Annotated in this window: 16 protein-coding genes, 1 tRNA gene and 1 pseudogene; 6 read left to right on the top strand and 12 right to left on the bottom strand. The window is 36.7% G+C overall.

The genetic code is table 11. The annotated features are described in order from the left end of the window. The 5 genes from PLX19_RS00920 to PLX19_RS00900 all read right to left on the bottom strand — a co-directional run bounded on the left by PLX19_RS00920 (position 1) and on the right by PLX19_RS00900 (position 3282). Positions 1 to 74: transfer RNA gene (locus PLX19_RS00920), tRNA-Gly, on the bottom strand. A gap of 100 nt (positions 75 to 174) precedes the next feature. Next, on the bottom strand, positions 175 to 681 hold the full coding sequence (locus PLX19_RS00915; RefSeq protein WP_272186638.1) for a metallophosphoesterase family protein: 507 nt from the start codon (positions 679 to 681) through the stop codon (positions 175 to 177). A gap of 65 nt (positions 682 to 746) precedes the next feature. Then, complete coding sequence (locus PLX19_RS00910; protein ID WP_272186637.1) at positions 747 to 1358, bottom strand: XTP/dITP diphosphatase; 612 nt, start codon at positions 1356 to 1358, stop codon at positions 747 to 749. A gap of 10 nt (positions 1359 to 1368) precedes the next feature. Next, positions 1369 to 2106 carry a ribonuclease PH gene (rph, locus tag PLX19_RS00905; protein ID WP_272186636.1) on the bottom strand — a complete coding sequence of 246 codons (738 nt, stop codon included), beginning with the start codon at positions 2104 to 2106 and terminating at the stop codon, positions 1369 to 1371. Positions 2107 to 2241: 135 nt separating this feature from the next. Then, positions 2242 to 3282, bottom strand: a complete 1041-nt coding sequence (locus PLX19_RS00900) for a GerMN domain-containing protein (protein ID WP_272186635.1) — start codon at positions 3280 to 3282, stop codon at positions 2242 to 2244. Positions 3283 to 3594: 312 nt separating this feature from the next. Here PLX19_RS00900 and nirB point away from each other — a divergent pair, with 312 nt between their 5' ends. From nirB to PLX19_RS00875, 5 genes are read left to right on the top strand one after another with little or no spacing between them, the layout of a single operon-like run. Then, a complete protein-coding gene (gene nirB / locus PLX19_RS00895) occupies positions 3595 to 6000 on the top strand; it encodes a nitrite reductase large subunit NirB (protein ID WP_272186634.1) in 2406 nt (801 codons plus the stop codon). 12 nt (positions 6001 to 6012) lie between these two features. Further along, entirely contained in the window at positions 6013 to 6330 is a 318-nt protein-coding gene (gene nirD, locus PLX19_RS00890) for a nitrite reductase small subunit NirD (RefSeq protein ID WP_272186633.1), read from the top strand. Between the two features lie 59 nt (positions 6331 to 6389). Beyond that, complete coding sequence (locus PLX19_RS00885) at positions 6390 to 7814, top strand: uroporphyrin-III C-methyltransferase (RefSeq protein ID WP_272186632.1); 1425 nt, start codon at positions 6390 to 6392, stop codon at positions 7812 to 7814. Continuing rightward, positions 7811 to 8521, top strand: coding sequence for a sirohydrochlorin chelatase (locus tag PLX19_RS00880; protein ID WP_272186631.1), 711 nt, complete (start codon positions 7811 to 7813; stop codon positions 8519 to 8521). The genes PLX19_RS00885 and PLX19_RS00880 overlap by 4 nt, the downstream gene beginning before the upstream one ends. After that, on the top strand, positions 8514 to 8963 hold the full coding sequence (locus PLX19_RS00875) for a precorrin-2 dehydrogenase (RefSeq protein ID WP_272186630.1): 450 nt from the start codon (positions 8514 to 8516) through the stop codon (positions 8961 to 8963). The genes PLX19_RS00880 and PLX19_RS00875 overlap by 8 nt, the downstream gene beginning before the upstream one ends. 161 nt (positions 8964 to 9124) lie before the next feature. On the opposite strand, the gene racE is transcribed toward PLX19_RS00875, so the two are convergent. Together racE and PLX19_RS00865 are read right to left on the bottom strand one after the other, a co-directional pair. Further along, on the bottom strand, positions 9125 to 9979 hold the full coding sequence (gene racE, locus PLX19_RS00870; protein ID WP_429757164.1) for a glutamate racemase: 855 nt from the start codon (positions 9977 to 9979) through the stop codon (positions 9125 to 9127). 125 nt (positions 9980 to 10104) lie between these two features. Then, positions 10105 to 10218, bottom strand: a pseudogene (locus tag PLX19_RS00865) (DNA-binding response regulator); the annotation flags it as partial. A gap of 990 nt (positions 10219 to 11208) precedes the next feature. Between PLX19_RS00865 and PLX19_RS00860 the strand changes: the two are divergent. Next, positions 11209 to 11919 carry a DUF421 domain-containing protein gene (locus PLX19_RS00860; protein WP_272186629.1) on the top strand — a complete coding sequence of 237 codons (711 nt, stop codon included), beginning with the start codon at positions 11209 to 11211 and terminating at the stop codon, positions 11917 to 11919. 421 nt (positions 11920 to 12340) lie between these two features. On the opposite strand, the gene PLX19_RS00855 is transcribed toward PLX19_RS00860, so the two are convergent. The 5 genes from PLX19_RS00855 to PLX19_RS00835 are packed head-to-tail and all read right to left on the bottom strand — an operon-like array spanning position 12341 to position 15238. Then, a complete protein-coding gene (locus PLX19_RS00855; RefSeq protein WP_272186628.1) occupies positions 12341 to 13117 on the bottom strand; it encodes a sulfite exporter TauE/SafE family protein in 777 nt (258 codons plus the stop codon). Between the two features lie 48 nt (positions 13118 to 13165). Next, on the bottom strand, positions 13166 to 13393 hold the full coding sequence (locus tag PLX19_RS00850) for a sulfurtransferase TusA family protein (protein WP_272186627.1): 228 nt from the start codon (positions 13391 to 13393) through the stop codon (positions 13166 to 13168). 16 nt (positions 13394 to 13409) lie between these two features. Then, a complete protein-coding gene (locus PLX19_RS00845; protein ID WP_272186626.1) occupies positions 13410 to 14546 on the bottom strand; it encodes an MBL fold metallo-hydrolase in 1137 nt (378 codons plus the stop codon). 50 nt (positions 14547 to 14596) lie between these two features. Next, positions 14597 to 14992: a DsrE/DsrF/DrsH-like family protein gene (locus tag PLX19_RS00840; RefSeq protein WP_272186625.1), complete on the bottom strand. Its 396-nt coding sequence runs from the start codon at positions 14990 to 14992 to the stop codon at positions 14597 to 14599. A gap of 12 nt (positions 14993 to 15004) precedes the next feature. Beyond that, entirely contained in the window at positions 15005 to 15238 is a 234-nt protein-coding gene (locus tag PLX19_RS00835; RefSeq protein WP_272186624.1) for a glutaredoxin family protein, read from the bottom strand. Positions 15239 to 15250: the final 12 nt, after the last annotated feature.

Raw genomic sequence — 15250 nt, 5'->3', positions numbered from 1 at the left:
TGGAGCGGGTGAAGAGAATCGAACTCTCGACCAGAGCTTGGAAGGCTCTTGTTTTACCACTAAACTACACCCGCATGATATGATTTTTTCTAATTGCCTCATCGACATTATTCATTATATTATCGATACCAATGAAAGTCAACACCATTTTTTAAAAATAGGGTAAAGAATTTTTCACCCTATTTTTAATGTTTTTTGCGCTACGATTGTGCCTTCTAAAGTAAGAAAGCGAATGTCCATTATACCCTCTTCTATTTCAAATAAGGCAAATGTTTTTTCTCTTCTCGAACGAGGCAAGAGAATACTTCCTGGATTGATAAATAAAACATTGTCTATGATTTCTGCTCCTAATATATGCGAATGACCGAAGCAAACGACATTTGCCTCAGCTTCTTTGGCGCGATATAAAAGTGTTTGCAGCGTCATTTTAATATTGTATAAATGTCCATGCGTGATAAGAAACCGTGTATGTTGTACTTCTGTAAGAATATCATTTGGAAAGTCTCCCGTAAAATCACAGTTTCCTTTCACTACATGAAATCCTTCTAGTTCAGCGTGCTGCGATGTTAATTCCGAATCACCGCAATGAATCATCACATCTACATTTCCCTCGTACTGCTCTTTTAATTGCTTTAACTCTTTTACAGAACCGTGACTGTCGCTCACAATTAACGCCTTCATCGGTTTCGCTCCCTTATTATCCTGCTATTCGTGGGCAGTAAGACCCCACGAATAGCAGTTTCACTTTATTCTTCCCCTAAAAACCAGACTGGAATTTTTTCTTCTAATTTACGAAGCGCACGTCCGCGATGACTAATTTTATTTTTCTCATCCGACGACAATTCCGCCATCGCGCTTTTGTATTCTTCTACATAAAAAATAGGATCATATCCAAAACCATTTTCCCCGCGCTGCTGTTCTAAAATCTTCCCTTCACACGTTCCATTTACAATCAATGGTTCTTTATCTTCTTGCGGGAATGCAACAGCTAATGCACAGTAAAAACGTGCCGTACGTTTCTCCATTGAAATATTCTTTAATCCGTCTAACACTTTTTGAATGTTAGCTTGATCATCCTTTTCCTCACCTGCATAACGAGCAGAGTGTACTCCTGGTTTCCCCTGCAATGCATCTACAATTAAACCAGAATCATCAGCAATGACAATTTCATCTAGCTGTTTACACAGATGCTCCGCTTTTAAAATCGCGTTTTCTTCAAACGTTTCACCTGTTTCTTCTACTTCTTCAATATGAGGAAAATCATAAAGTGATTTTACTTCTAAATCAAATTTTTCAAATAGCTCGGCAAATTCACGTACTTTCCCGGCATTCTTTGTTGCTACGACAACTTGTTTCATATTTCCACCTCTATTCCATATGAGTTACAATATCACCCAATGCTTCTTTTTGTATTTCAACAAGCTGTAAAATCCCTTGTTCTGCTACATCAAGCAACTCGTTCAATTCACCGCGGCTAAATGTCGCTTCTTCTCCTGTACCTTGTACTTCAACAAAGTGTCCTTTTCCTGTCATAATGACATTCATATCAACATTCGCCTTAGAATCTTCTGCATAATTTAAATCTAATACAACTCCATGCTCATCAACGATCCCAACAGACGTTGCCGCCAAGAAATCTTTCACTGGAAGTTTCGATACTTTCCCTGCTTCCACAAGCTTTTCAAATGCTAATACCATCGCTACATACGCACCGGTGATCGAAGCAGTTCGCGTTCCGCCGTCAGCTTGAATGACATCACAGTCAATCCAAATTGTTTTTTCACCAAGCGCTTCTAAATCAACAACAGCACGCAATGCTCGTCCAATTAAACGTTGAATTTCCATTGTACGTCCCGTTACTTTCCCTTTACTTGATTCACGGATAGTACGCTGTTCTGTTGCACGAGGAATCATGGAATACTCCGCTGTAACCCATCCTTTTCCTTCCCCTCTCATAAACGGAGGAACTCGATCTTCAATCGTTGCTGTACAAATCACCTTCGTATCACCAACTTCAATTAGTACCGATCCTTCTGGATGTTTTAAATAATTCGTTTGAATATGTATACGACGCAAATCTGATGCTTGTCTACCATCTACTCGCATAAAAAATAACCCCCTTGTAACTACTACTTGTTAGTATAGCCCATTCAAAATTTATGTTATGTATTGAAATAAAAGAAGGGGAATTAGCTGCATTCCCCTTCTCTTCCTACATTCAGTATATCAAATTATTTCTGTTTAAAAACCACCTGTATTCACGTTTTGTGGTCGATCGACCGGTTTTATTAATTTATCACCTTTTTCTGTAACAAGATTTGCCTTTCCATTCACTTGAATGGACACTTTTTCCACACCTTGTTTTTCTGTTAAAGATAATACAAGCGACTGTAATACATAGTTGGAAATCGCGCTTTTATCTTTATTTGCATAAATATTTTCATTAAAGTTCAATGTCACGGTCCCTTTTTCAAGTTTTGGTTCATTAATTAACCTCACATCTGGATTAAAATCATATGTTAACGCCGATTTCTGCGACGGTCCTTTCACAAGTTCTTTTACAATTGTCGCAGCTTCATTTTCTTTCCCTTCAGCAACGCGGCGCGTTACCGGCACATAATACGTTTGCTTATTATTTTGCGCTAAGAAATACAGCGTAATTGGTTTTGTATTTGCAAGATCCGCAACTTGCTCATCATCAAAGTTAATACCATTCGCTCGGCTGAATCCATTACCAATCGGCGTACCAGCAACAGGCATTTTCGCTAAATCTTGCCCATTCATGCTGAACTTCACATTCTTTACTTCTTTAAACTGCGTTAATGTCCAAGTAACCGCTTCTACAATGCGGCGTTCTTCTTCTTTTTTATAGTTTTTCAGTTCTTTTGAAAAGTCAACAACTGCAGTCCCATCTTTTTTCACATCAACTGTCATTTCTGTATCCGCTGGGAGCACAGCTTGAAATCCATTTGGCAATACATTTGTTACCGATCCGTCTTTCACTAGGTATTGTAATGACTGCTTAATTACTGCGTTATCTTTCGGAGCGGGTAACTGTACCGTTTGCGGCACAACATAACCATTTTTATCTACAAGATATAAATCTAATTTTTTTGTTTCCCCTTGTTTTGCAGTTTCTTTCTTCTCACCATCCGTATATGTTACTTTCTTAGGTGGATCAATTTGCTCTGTCCCTTTTTCCTTACTAAACAAACCGCATCCCGTTAATAAAACTGTACTTAATGTAGCACAAACAATCCATTTGAAAGTCGATTTAGGCATACGCTTTCCCCCTAAAAAAATCTAAGTTTGTACTATATATATACGAGCCTCGTTTTCACTTTAGAACAAGCAATGACAACTTATCTTTTTAAAAAAACATCTAGATAAAGGGAATTTTCTATTAGCCGCGGATTACTACCTATAACTAGTAGGATCCAATCATCAAATGCAAAAATAAATTATATACATTTTTGAACAATTTATGAATCCTCCAAAGATGTGATAAATATCACATCTCCTTATTTTCCAAAACTTTTATAATACAAGTATAAAAGTTTGTTAAACATTTCACATAAAAGAAGGGAAATAAATATGAAAACACGTTTAGTCATGATCGGGAATGGTATGGCTGGAATACGCTGCATCGAAGAAATTTTAAAACAAAACGATACCTTATATGACATTACCATTTTTGGAGATGAACCGCATCCAAACTATAATCGCATTATGCTCTCCCACGTCCTACAAGGAAAGACAAACATGCAAGATATCATTATGAACGAATATAGTTGGTACGAAGAAAATGATATTACGTTGTATACAAATGAAAAAGTGCTGAAAATTGATCGAGAAGAACAAGTCATTGTTACAGAAAAAAATCGTCTTGTTATGTACGACAAACTCATAATCGCAACAGGATCCAGTGCATTTATTTTACCAGTGGAAGGTGCAAACCTCCCTGGTGTAACAGGTTTTCGTACAATTGAAGATACACAATTTATGATGGATACCGCTAAACAATATAAAAAAGCTGTTGTCATTGGTGGGGGATTGCTTGGTTTAGAAGCAGCACGAGGACTTATTGACTTAGGAATGGACGTACATGTTGTTCATTTAATGCCGCACTTAATGGAACAACAACTCGACGCTAAAGCAGCTTCACTACTACGCGAAGATTTAGAATCACAAGGTATGAAGTTCCTTATGGAAAAGAAAACAGTAAAAATTCTTGGTACAAACCACGTTGAGGGCATTCAATTTGCAGATGGCGATATTGTAACATGCGATTTAATTGTGATGGCTGTTGGAATACGTCCGAATACACAATTAGCAAAAGATACTGATTTAATTGTAAACCGTGGTGTTGTAGTCAATGACTATATGCAAACAAATGATGAAGCAATATATGCAGTTGGAGAATGCGCAGAACATGACGGGATTGCATATGGACTTGTTGCACCACTTTATGAACAAGGTGCTATATTAGCAAAACACATTACAGATACACAAACAAGTGGATATACTGGCAGCATCGTCGGTACACAGCTAAAAGTTGCAGGATGCGATTTATTCTCTGCTGGTCAAATTTATGAAGATGATAAGACAAAAGCAATCTCCATTTTCGATGAATGTACACGTTCCTATAAAAAGGTACTCATCCGAGACAATAAAGTTGTTGGTATTGTTTTATACGGAAATACAACTGACGGCACACGCCTCTTCAGCATGTTAAAAAAAGAAGAAGATATACAAGAATATACACCTGCTTCTCTTCTTCATAAAGCTGGTGAAGATAACGGACTTGACGTTGCAAGTATGAGTGCTGATGAAACTGTTTGCGGATGCAACGGTGTCACAAAAGGAACAATTGTTAACGCTATTTTAGAACAAGACTTAAAGACATTCGAAGAAGTAAAAGGGTGTACAAAAGCAGCAGGATCTTGCGGTAAATGTCGCCCAGTTGTGGAACAAATTTTATCTCATACACTTGGAGATAACTTTGACGCTTCTGTCCAAGTTGCAGGCATGTGCGGGTGTACAACCTTATCTCGCGATGAAGTTGTAGCTGCAATTCATGAGAAAGGGTTAAAGTCACCGAAAGAAGTACGAAACGTTCTTAACTTCTCGCACGAAGAAGGCTGTTCAAAATGCCGCCCTGCATTAAATTATTATTTACGTATGATTTGTCCAGAAGAGTATGCCGATGATAAAGCATCCCGCTTCGTTAACGAAAGAATGAATGGAAATATTCAACATGACGGAACATTTTCTGTGATTCCACGTATGTACGGCGGCGTTACAACAGCAGATGATTTAATGAAAATCGCAGAAGTTGCTAAGAAATACGACGTCCCGCTCGTGAAAATAACAGGTGCAAGCCGCATCGGTTTATATGGTGTTAAAAAAGAAGATTTACCAAAAGTGTGGGCTGATCTTGATATGAATTCTGGCTACGCCTATTCGAAGTCTCTTCGCAATGTAAAATCATGCGTTGGCTCCCGCTTCTGCCGCTTCGGTACAAAGGATTCATTAGGACTTGGCATGTTGCTTGAGCAGTCATTAGAAATGGTAGATACACCACATAAAATGAAAATGGGTGTAACAGGTTGTCCGCGCAACTGTGCAGAAGCATTAACGAAAGACTTTGGCGTCGTTTGTGTCGAAAATGGCTTCCAGCTTTATATCGGGGGTAACGGCGGTACAGAAGTACGTGAAGCTGACTTTGTAATGATTGTCCCTTCAGAAGAAGATGTACTTCGCATCGCCACAGCGTACGTACAATACTATCGTGAAACTGGTATTTACGGCGAACGTACAGCTCCTTGGGTAGAACGAATAGGCTTAGATCAAATAAAAGAAGTGCTGCAAGATGAAAGCATGGTCGCTATATTAAACGAACGCTTCCAAACAGCACGAAATACCTACGAAGAAGCTTGGGGACAAGCACTAGAAACCGAGTCACTAAAAACGATGTATGAAGTAGAGAGTGTAAAATAAGGAGCGATTCATATGTTACAAACGAAAGAAAAAATAAAAATTATGGCTGCCGCGGATCTTCCTGTACAAATCGGTAAGGAAGTGCGCATAAAGGACATGTCTATTGCCTTATTTCGTCTAGCAAACGGTGACATTCGCGCTGTAGAAAATCGGTGTCCTCATAAAAATGGCCCATTAGCAGAAGGAATTGTTTCTGGCGAATTTGTCTTTTGTCCGCTGCACGATTGGAAAATTTCATTACGAACAGGTGAAGTACAAAAACCTGATGATGGCTGTATTCAAACGTATGAAGTACAAATTATTAATGGCGATATTTATATATACATGTAACTTATACAAGGAAGCCCCTTCTCGGCTTCCTTTCCAGTAAAAACAGATGAGGTGTAGAGATGAACGGATACGTATATTTAGTTGGTGCAGGACCTGGTGATGAAGGGCTTATTACAAAAAAGGCAATCGAGTGCTTACAACAAGCAGACATTGTTTTATATGACCGCTTGTTGAATCAAAATTTACTTCGCTATACGAAGTCAACATGCGAACTTGTCTACTGCGGAAAAATGCCAACAAATCATGTGATGCGCCAAGAAATGATTAACACGCATTTACTTCAATTTGCCAAAGAAGGTAAGACTGTTGTCCGCTTAAAAGGAGGAGACCCCTCTATCTTTGGCCGAGTTGGTGAAGAAGCAGCCGCTTTAGCAGCAGAAAACATTCCATATGAGATTGTACCAGGTATTACATCTAGCATCGCCGCAAGCGCGTATGCCGGCATCCCTCTCACCCATCGCGATTACAGTAATAGCGTGACATTACTAACTGGTCATACAAAAGGACCAATTCAGGATCATGTCAACTACAACTCACTCTTAAATAGTGATACCGTTGCCTTTTATATGGGTATTAAAAACTTACCAACCATTTGCGAAAACTTACTACAAACCGGAAAGAAAAAAGATACACCAGTAGCAGTCATCGAATGGGGGACAACCGGAAGACAGCGAGTTGTTACAGGTACGCTCTCCACAATTGTTGATAGCGTCAAAAAGGAACACATTTCAAATCCTTCCATGACAATTGTTGGGGATGTCGTATCCTTACGTAAACAAATCGCTTGGAAAGAACATAAGCCATTACACGGAAAAAAAGTTTTGCTCGCCTCTTCATCAAATAAAACAAGTAAAGCAGAGCAAACATTACAAGAAGCTGGAGCAGAAACTTATCAAATTCCAACTTTCCAAAAACGAGATTACGCGTTAACGCAGGAACAACTCCGTCAAATATTCGATGCCAAGCGTCTTGTTTTCTGTTCAGCCGAAAGCGTTGCAATCTTGTTACAATCATGTACACAGCATCGGAAAGATATCCGTTCCTTACAAGGAGTTCTCCAGCATATGAATCATGCTGCCGAGGAAGCACTTATGAAATATGGGCTTATCAGTGAACAAGCAAGTTTTTCTACAAAATCAACTGTGTATCTCGGACGGAATATTAACCGGATTGCTGTTATTCAAGAAAAAATCGGCCCTGGTTCTTATATAATGACACATGAATATAAAATAGATCATCGTTTTGATGAAATTCATACACGTATGCTCTCTGAATTTACATGGGATAGCATTGTATTTGAAGGACGTGCCGCAATTGATACATTTATAGCGGAAGCCAGACGCCTTGGTTTCATGCATATTGTCAATTTACCATTCTCGTATACTGATGAACTAACTTTACAGTACGCAAATAAAGTCGGATTCCAAAACATCGATTATGAATTACAAGCGATTTTTAACGAGAAAGAAGTGACGGCACAATGAAAGGAATTGTTTATATTGGGCACGGCAGTCGATTACAAGAAGGCAATGAGCAATTCATCCGCTTTGTCCAGTCCGTTATAAAGGAGCGAAATGAAGGTATTCAAAAAATCGGCTTTCTTGAACTCACAACACCAACTGTCCAGGATGCAATTACAGAAGCAATTTTAGATGGAGCAACTGAAGTTTTACTTGTCCCTGTTTTATTATTTGCAGCGGCTCATTATAAACGTGACGTTCCTTTCGAAATTGATCAGCTGAAAAAGCGCTATCCGCATATTATATTTTCAGTTGTACCACCATTTAGTACACACCCGCTCATGATTGAACTTGTAATCAAAAGAATACAAGAAGCATTGCCTATACAAGATAGCGAAATTCTACTCGTCGGCCGAGGCAGTAGCGACCCTCAGCCTATACATGAATTACAGCAAATTGGAGAAGCAGTTGAGCGAAAAATCAGCATACGAGTTTCCTGCTCTTTTTTAACAAAAGGATCACCTTCTTTTACCGAAGAACTTGATCGTATAGCAGCAGCGGCCGAGCATGTATATGTCATGCCATACCTTCTCTTTACCGGATTATTACTTCGAAAAATTGAGCGCCATGCACACACATATACGAACGTGACAACATGTAACTGCCTTCAATTTGATCCTTATATGAAGTCCGCATTATTAGAACGAATGGAGGAATATGTACATGTGTAACTTATATCCCCTTATATGTAATCTACAAGGCAAGCGTGTTGTCATTATCGGAGGCGGCAAAATTGCATACCGAAAAGCGTGTGGATTACAGGATACAGGAGCCCTTGTCACCGTTGTGAGTCCGGACATTTGCGAGGAAATGAAGCAACTCTCCTATATTACATGGAAACAAAAAGCGTTCACAGATGAAGACATACAAGATGCTCATCTCATTTATGCCGCAACAAATCATCACGATGTAAATATAAGGGTCAAACAAGCAGCGCATGATTTTCAGTGGGTTAATATCGTAAGTGACGGCACACAATCATCTTTTCACACACCTGCTGTTATTCGAAATCATGAGTATATTGTAAGTATATCTACTTCAGGTAAACATCCAGCATTTGCAAAACGAATCAAACAAGAACTAACAGCTGTTCTTCCGCAACTTATCAAGTGAAACTAACCATCAGTTGGGTTCGTTTCATCAATCGAGCTCTTATGAACAGTATTGACTCATTCATCTTTAAACTATGATTTCCAGTCAAACAAAAGACCAGCCTTATTCAAATACACATTGAATAAGGCTGGTCTTTTATATATTTTACATAAACAGTAGCTTTATAAAACGATATGCTTCACATTCTCAATCGGTTGTCCGAACCATTTTGAAGCAATTTCTTTAAACACATCAATTTCTCCTGTTGTTAAGAAAAGATGATCACTTTGCTCTTCTATATCATACAGCATCTTACTATGATACAAAATCGTACTTACTTCACGAGCTGTTTCATCACCTGAACTAATCAATTGTATGGAATCGCCCATAACCCGCCCAATAACTGGTCCTAAAATCGGATAATGCGTACAACCTAAAATTAACGTATCAATTTCCGTGTTCTTCAATGGTTGCAATGTTTCTCTTACCACTTCGTACGCCATTTCGCTCTCAAAATTCCCGCTCTCTACAAGCTCAACAAACGGCGGACAAGCTAAACTCTCTACTAATACGCGGTTGTTAATCGATTTTAACGCGTATTCATATGCACCGCTTTTCACTGTTCCAATCGTTCCAATTACACCCACATGGTACGTATTTGTCACTTTAAGTGCTGTACGCGCACCTGGATGAATGACACCTACAACTGGAATAGATAATTTCTTTTGCATTTCTTCAAGCACAACTGCCGTTGCAGTATTACAAGCAATTACAAGCATCTTAATATCCTGTGCTAGTAAATACTCTGTCATTTCCCATGTAAATTGTCTTACTTCTTCACGAGATCGCGGACCATACGGGCAACGTGCTGTATCTCCTAAATATATAATTCGCTCTTTCGGTAATTGTCGAATTAATTCTTTCGCTACTGTTAAACCACCAACACCTGAATCAATTACACCAATCGCTCTATTCAAAACAATCGCCCCGTTTTCTCTTTCATAATCTAACTGTACATTTCCAAATAGTGCACTCATTCATAGAATAATAGAAGGTTCACCTTATGTACATGAATAGACCTTTTCATTTTCCTCCTTTTCCTAGTAATTTGCAAGATACAAAAATAACCGGCTTTTCTTCACCTGAAAGCCGGTTTTATCCTTTATAGTTCAAGCTCTCCCATACGAAGGAGCTCGACAACTGCTTGTGAGCGTCCTTTAACTCCTAGCTTTTGCATTGCATTTGAAATGCGTAGTGTTTGCAAAGAATAAAACAAACCTACACTAACTACAATAATCATGACTAACCTTCATAATATCATTACCTAAAATATCCGATAAAGAATTCTTATTTATAATTGAGCGGGAATTTTCTGGAAATAAAAAGTACCAAAAGTTATAAAACCTAACTTTTACGTCCATCATTATAGTTGTTATTACTTACATGTGGGAGGGAAAATATTGAGAGTATGGAATGTGATGCTAATAAGTTACATCATTTTATTATTTCCACTATTAAATGGTTTTTTTAATTATTATCATATCTTTAATCTTTGGTTAAGAGTAGGATATATTTCCGCTTTATGCTTTTTAATGCTAGCTATAATAACAATATTCAAAGGATTGTTAGATAAAGAGTAATTTATCACTGCTTAATTTTTAACATTTTCGAAAGAGACAGCAAGTATTGAATCCATTCTCTTCTTTACTTTATTAAAGGATAAGGTAGGGTCCCACCCCATCGCCATCAAGTAAAAAAATTTAATGTTACCCAAAACGAAAAAATGAGCAGCCGGGTGCTCCAAACTTCTCATTTAATTTAAAACATTAAAAATATATTTTAGGAACGTTCTTAAAATAATAATATCTATTTTCCTCAAAGAAATCACAAGTTTAAAGAGTTATGATTTTCTGGACAGGTGAGAGTGATACAGGATTGTAGGTAGAAAACATATCCCGGTAATGCAAATAAGTTCATATTTATTTAGTTAAAAAACTTTAAGGGAATCCAAACTCTTTTTGATAATTCATATTTTATTCTATTTCAAAAATTGTACTCTATATTTAAACATTTAACATCATTATATTTCCACGTGCATTCATGCCTCTTTTTATCTCTTGAGAAACTTTGCATCAGAACCGAGATTAATCATCTATAAGAACTATCTAATACTATTGAACATAATAAATTCTTTTATAATGATACATACTATCCTTAGATAAGTTGTTATACTACGAAGACTCAATCCAAAAGGTGGGAGCTACTTGTGTCTGAGCATATAGAGATTATTTTGAGAACACTTTTATCTTTTTCAATTTTATTTATCGGAGCTAAATTACTAGGAAAGCAAATTATTGCTGAAATGAATACCTTTGATTTTATTGGTGCTATCTCTATCGGAAGTATTATTGCAAATTTGGCATTTAATTTAAATATAAAAACTCACCATGCAGTCATCGCTTTTCTTATTTTAGTATTAATTATTCTAATGGTTAGTTATATTTCCATGAAAAGTCGTATAGGCAGAAAAGTATTTGCTGGAAATCCAACAGTCATTATTGAAAACGGAAAGATTTTAGAAAATAATATGCGAAAAATGCGCTATTCCCTAGATTATTTAAACCAACAGTTAAGAGAAAATGGTATTTTTAACATTGAAGAGGTTCTTTATGTCGTAGTTGAAACAAATGGTAAGATATCTGTTTTGAAAAAACCCGAATATCGTACTGTTACAAAACAAGATTTAAATATACCGACAAAAAAAGAGCATAAACTCCCTATTGAGCTAATTATGGATGGAGAAATTATGACAGAAAATCTAAAGCAAAACAATCAGACGAAGTTAGGATTACAATATGAATTAAAAAAACGTAACCTCCGCTACCAAGATGTTACGTATGCTGTACTTGCTGCAAATGGAAATATTTATATTGATACATATAAAGATAACATTACTTCTCCAATGGACCAAGAATAGGATATTTCTTCTAAAAACACAGGTGAACATATCGTTGTAATCCTTCCACAAATGGTTGTAGTTCATCTTGAATGATTCATAAGAAAACATCATCCTTTCTAAATCTAGCTTGTTAAAAAATAAAATTGGGGTGTTAAAATTTCTTAAGTTGATGGTCATAGGGTCCCACTAACAAAAGACGAGTTTCATACGCTAAGAAAATTCCGATAAGAAAAAAAACCGATTTTCTATATGCTAATAAAAATCGGCTTCTGACTTAAATAACTGGTACTTCTAGTAGTATCTCGATAACAGCAGCAAGGACTACACAAAAACAAACACCAAATATCCCCACAACGATTACTATTGGAACTTAATAATACAAATTACATTATGCTTTTGTTTGTCATTTCTCCCTCTATCTTCATTAACTAATGAGAACTTATAAAATTTCCATCCACGTCTTTACTGCAGTAGCCAAGATTAAAATCCCCATAATAACTTGCAAAACTTTCGTATTCATCCTTTTTCCAAAGTTAGCCCCTAGTGGTGAAGCAATTAAACTAGCAATAACCATAATTAGTGAAGGTAGGATTTCCACTTGCCCCGTTGTGATTTTTCCAGAAACAGTTCCAACTGATGAAATTAGTGTGATAGCTAAGGAAGAGGCAATCGTCATTCTTGTTGGAATTTTTAAAACAACAAGCATGATGGGTACCAACAAAAATGCACCTCCCGCACCTACAATACCAGCTCCGATCCCTACGATGAAAGCAAATAGTGCTGCAAGCCATTTATTAAATGTCACCTGCTCTAAAGGAATATCATCAATTCCTTTCTTTGGAACAAACATCATAATAACAGCAATCAACGCTAAAATCCCATATACAATGTTGATTCCACTTTCTGGCATGTGAGTAGAGCTGAATCCTCCTATAAAACTTCCAATTAAAATACTAATTCCCATGTAAATAATTAATGGCTTATTTAAAAATCCACCTTTACGATAAGCCAAAACACCACCGATTGTCGCAAAGAAAACCTGTATTGCTGTAATTCCCGAAACTTCATGTGCTGTAAAGTGTCCTACACCAAGAATAACTGGAATATATAACAACATTGGGAAATTAATAATGGCTCCACCTATTCCTAACATCCCTGAAATAAATGAGCCTACAAACCCAATTAGGAAGATTGTAATTATAAAGCTAATATCCATGTTGTCCTCCTTTTAGAAAAGGGAACCTTAATTGGCTCCCTTTGAGTTTTAACCTTTTTTAATCCAAAATTTCAAAACACCGTTTTCTTCTTCGTTTTTTAAGAGTGCGTGTCCACCTGATTTAGTCCAGGCTGTTAGATCGTTCTTAGCCCCTTTATCAGTTGTATGAATTTCTAATACTTGACCTGTTTCCATTTCTTCAATAGCTTTTTTCGTTTTAACAATCGGCATTGGACATGCCAATCCTTTTGCGTCTAATACTTTATCTGTTTTCATTTCCCTATGCCTCCTATTATGCAGTGTGATGAACAGCGCAACGATTTGGTCCGATTTCTAATTCCATCATTTTAGTAGTATCTACTTGCTCCACACCACGATTAATCGCAACAATTTCTTCAAAATTTGGAGGTTTAACAGAACTCGCTGACTTTTCAACATTAGTTATAAATTCATCTTTTGGGGTAGTAAACATATTTTCATTCCGTTTTCTAATATTTCCAAGCTGATCTCCAATATATCTGTTTGAGTTAATCTCAGTATCCAAATCAGCATAATGACCAGGAAGTACAATCACATCATCCGTAATTTTTGAAACCTTGTTATGCACAGTGTTGTATAAGTCATTTGCCCATTCACGTACTTTATTTCCAAGGTCAGGACGACCTAATCCACTTATAAAAATGGTATCCCCCGAGAACAAGAGTTTATCATTAACAAGAAATGATACACTACCAGGCGTGTGACCAGGTGTTTTTACAGCTAAAACTTCAAGTTGAACTTGATTGAATTCAATCTTCTCGTAGCTTTCTAAAGCTTCAAAATCAAATACAGCACCTTCACTCTTCATTAAATAGTATTTAGCCCCTGTTTTTTCTGCAAGAGCTTTACCACCTGAAATGTGATCAGCATGCAAATGAGAATCTAATATATGAGTAATCTTCGCTCCTTCTTCCGTGGCTACTCTTATATAATCGTCTACAAAGCGAGCAGGATCAATAATTAAGGCTTCATTTCCAGATACCACCATGTATGATAGGCATCCTTTCCCCACTCGTATAAATTGGTATACTTTTACCTTATTATCTTCATATACCTGAACCTTTTCTAAATGCTGACTCCAGCCTTGCATCCCAGCTTCTAATGTGTAAATATTATCGAATCCTGCCTCAGCTAATTGCTCACCAACAAATACAGCGGATCCACCTTTCGCACAAACAACAACAACATCTTGGTTTTTTGGCATTTTATCAACAATTGATTCAATCCCATCAATTAGCTCAAAATATGGGATATTTAAATAATTAAAGTTCTCCCCATCTATTTTCCAATCCTGAAAATCACTTTCATTACGTACATCCAAAATAAATAGGTTTTCTTTATTTAACAACTTTTCCGTTAATTGTTGTGGAGTTATTACTTTTAAAGTCATCTTTCGAATTACCCCCTATTGTATTATTATTTTTTAAAAAATATATCTCATTAAAAAGTTAAAGTTACATCTGCATCTTTTGCGAATTCTAAAAACGTGACAGCTCCGCCCACTTCAATATCATCAACAAAATCTTCTTTTTCTAATCCCATTACATCCATTGTCATTTGGCATCCAATAAATCTAACACCCATTTCTTGTGCCATTGCAGCTAATTCAGGAATAGCAGGCACATTTGCTTTTGCAAAACCTTCTGCAAAATGTTCTTTTCCTTCAGGCATTGGAAGTTGCTTATATGCCTCTTTATGAATTAAGTTTAACCCTTCAAATGTAAAGAAAATGGCTACCTCTTGGTCAGTTGCTGCGGCTGCAGTTGCAATATTAAACACTTTGTATGCATCAAATAATCCACCATTACTTGCAATAATAGCTACTTTTTTATTCATTGCTTATTCCTCCTAGTTTTTTAATGCCATCATAATATTATTAGGATCAAAACCAACAATCCATTTCCCATTAACTTCAGTTTGAGGCACACCCATCTGTCCTGTTGTTTTTACAAGTTGTTGCATAATTTCAGGATTGTTTTCAATGTTCACTTCTTTAAACGAAATATTTTGATTTAGTAAAAAATTTTTTAACCTTACACAATAAGGACATCGTGTTGTAGTATAAACTGTAATAGAATTCATACTTATACCTCC

It is taken from the genome of Bacillus sp. BP-3 (assembly GCF_028401955.1).
Taxonomy (GTDB): domain Bacteria; phylum Bacillota; class Bacilli; order Bacillales; family Bacillaceae_G; genus Bacillus_A.
Note: the sequence above shows the minus strand (reverse complement) of the source record. Positions and strands in the feature narration are given on the sequence as shown.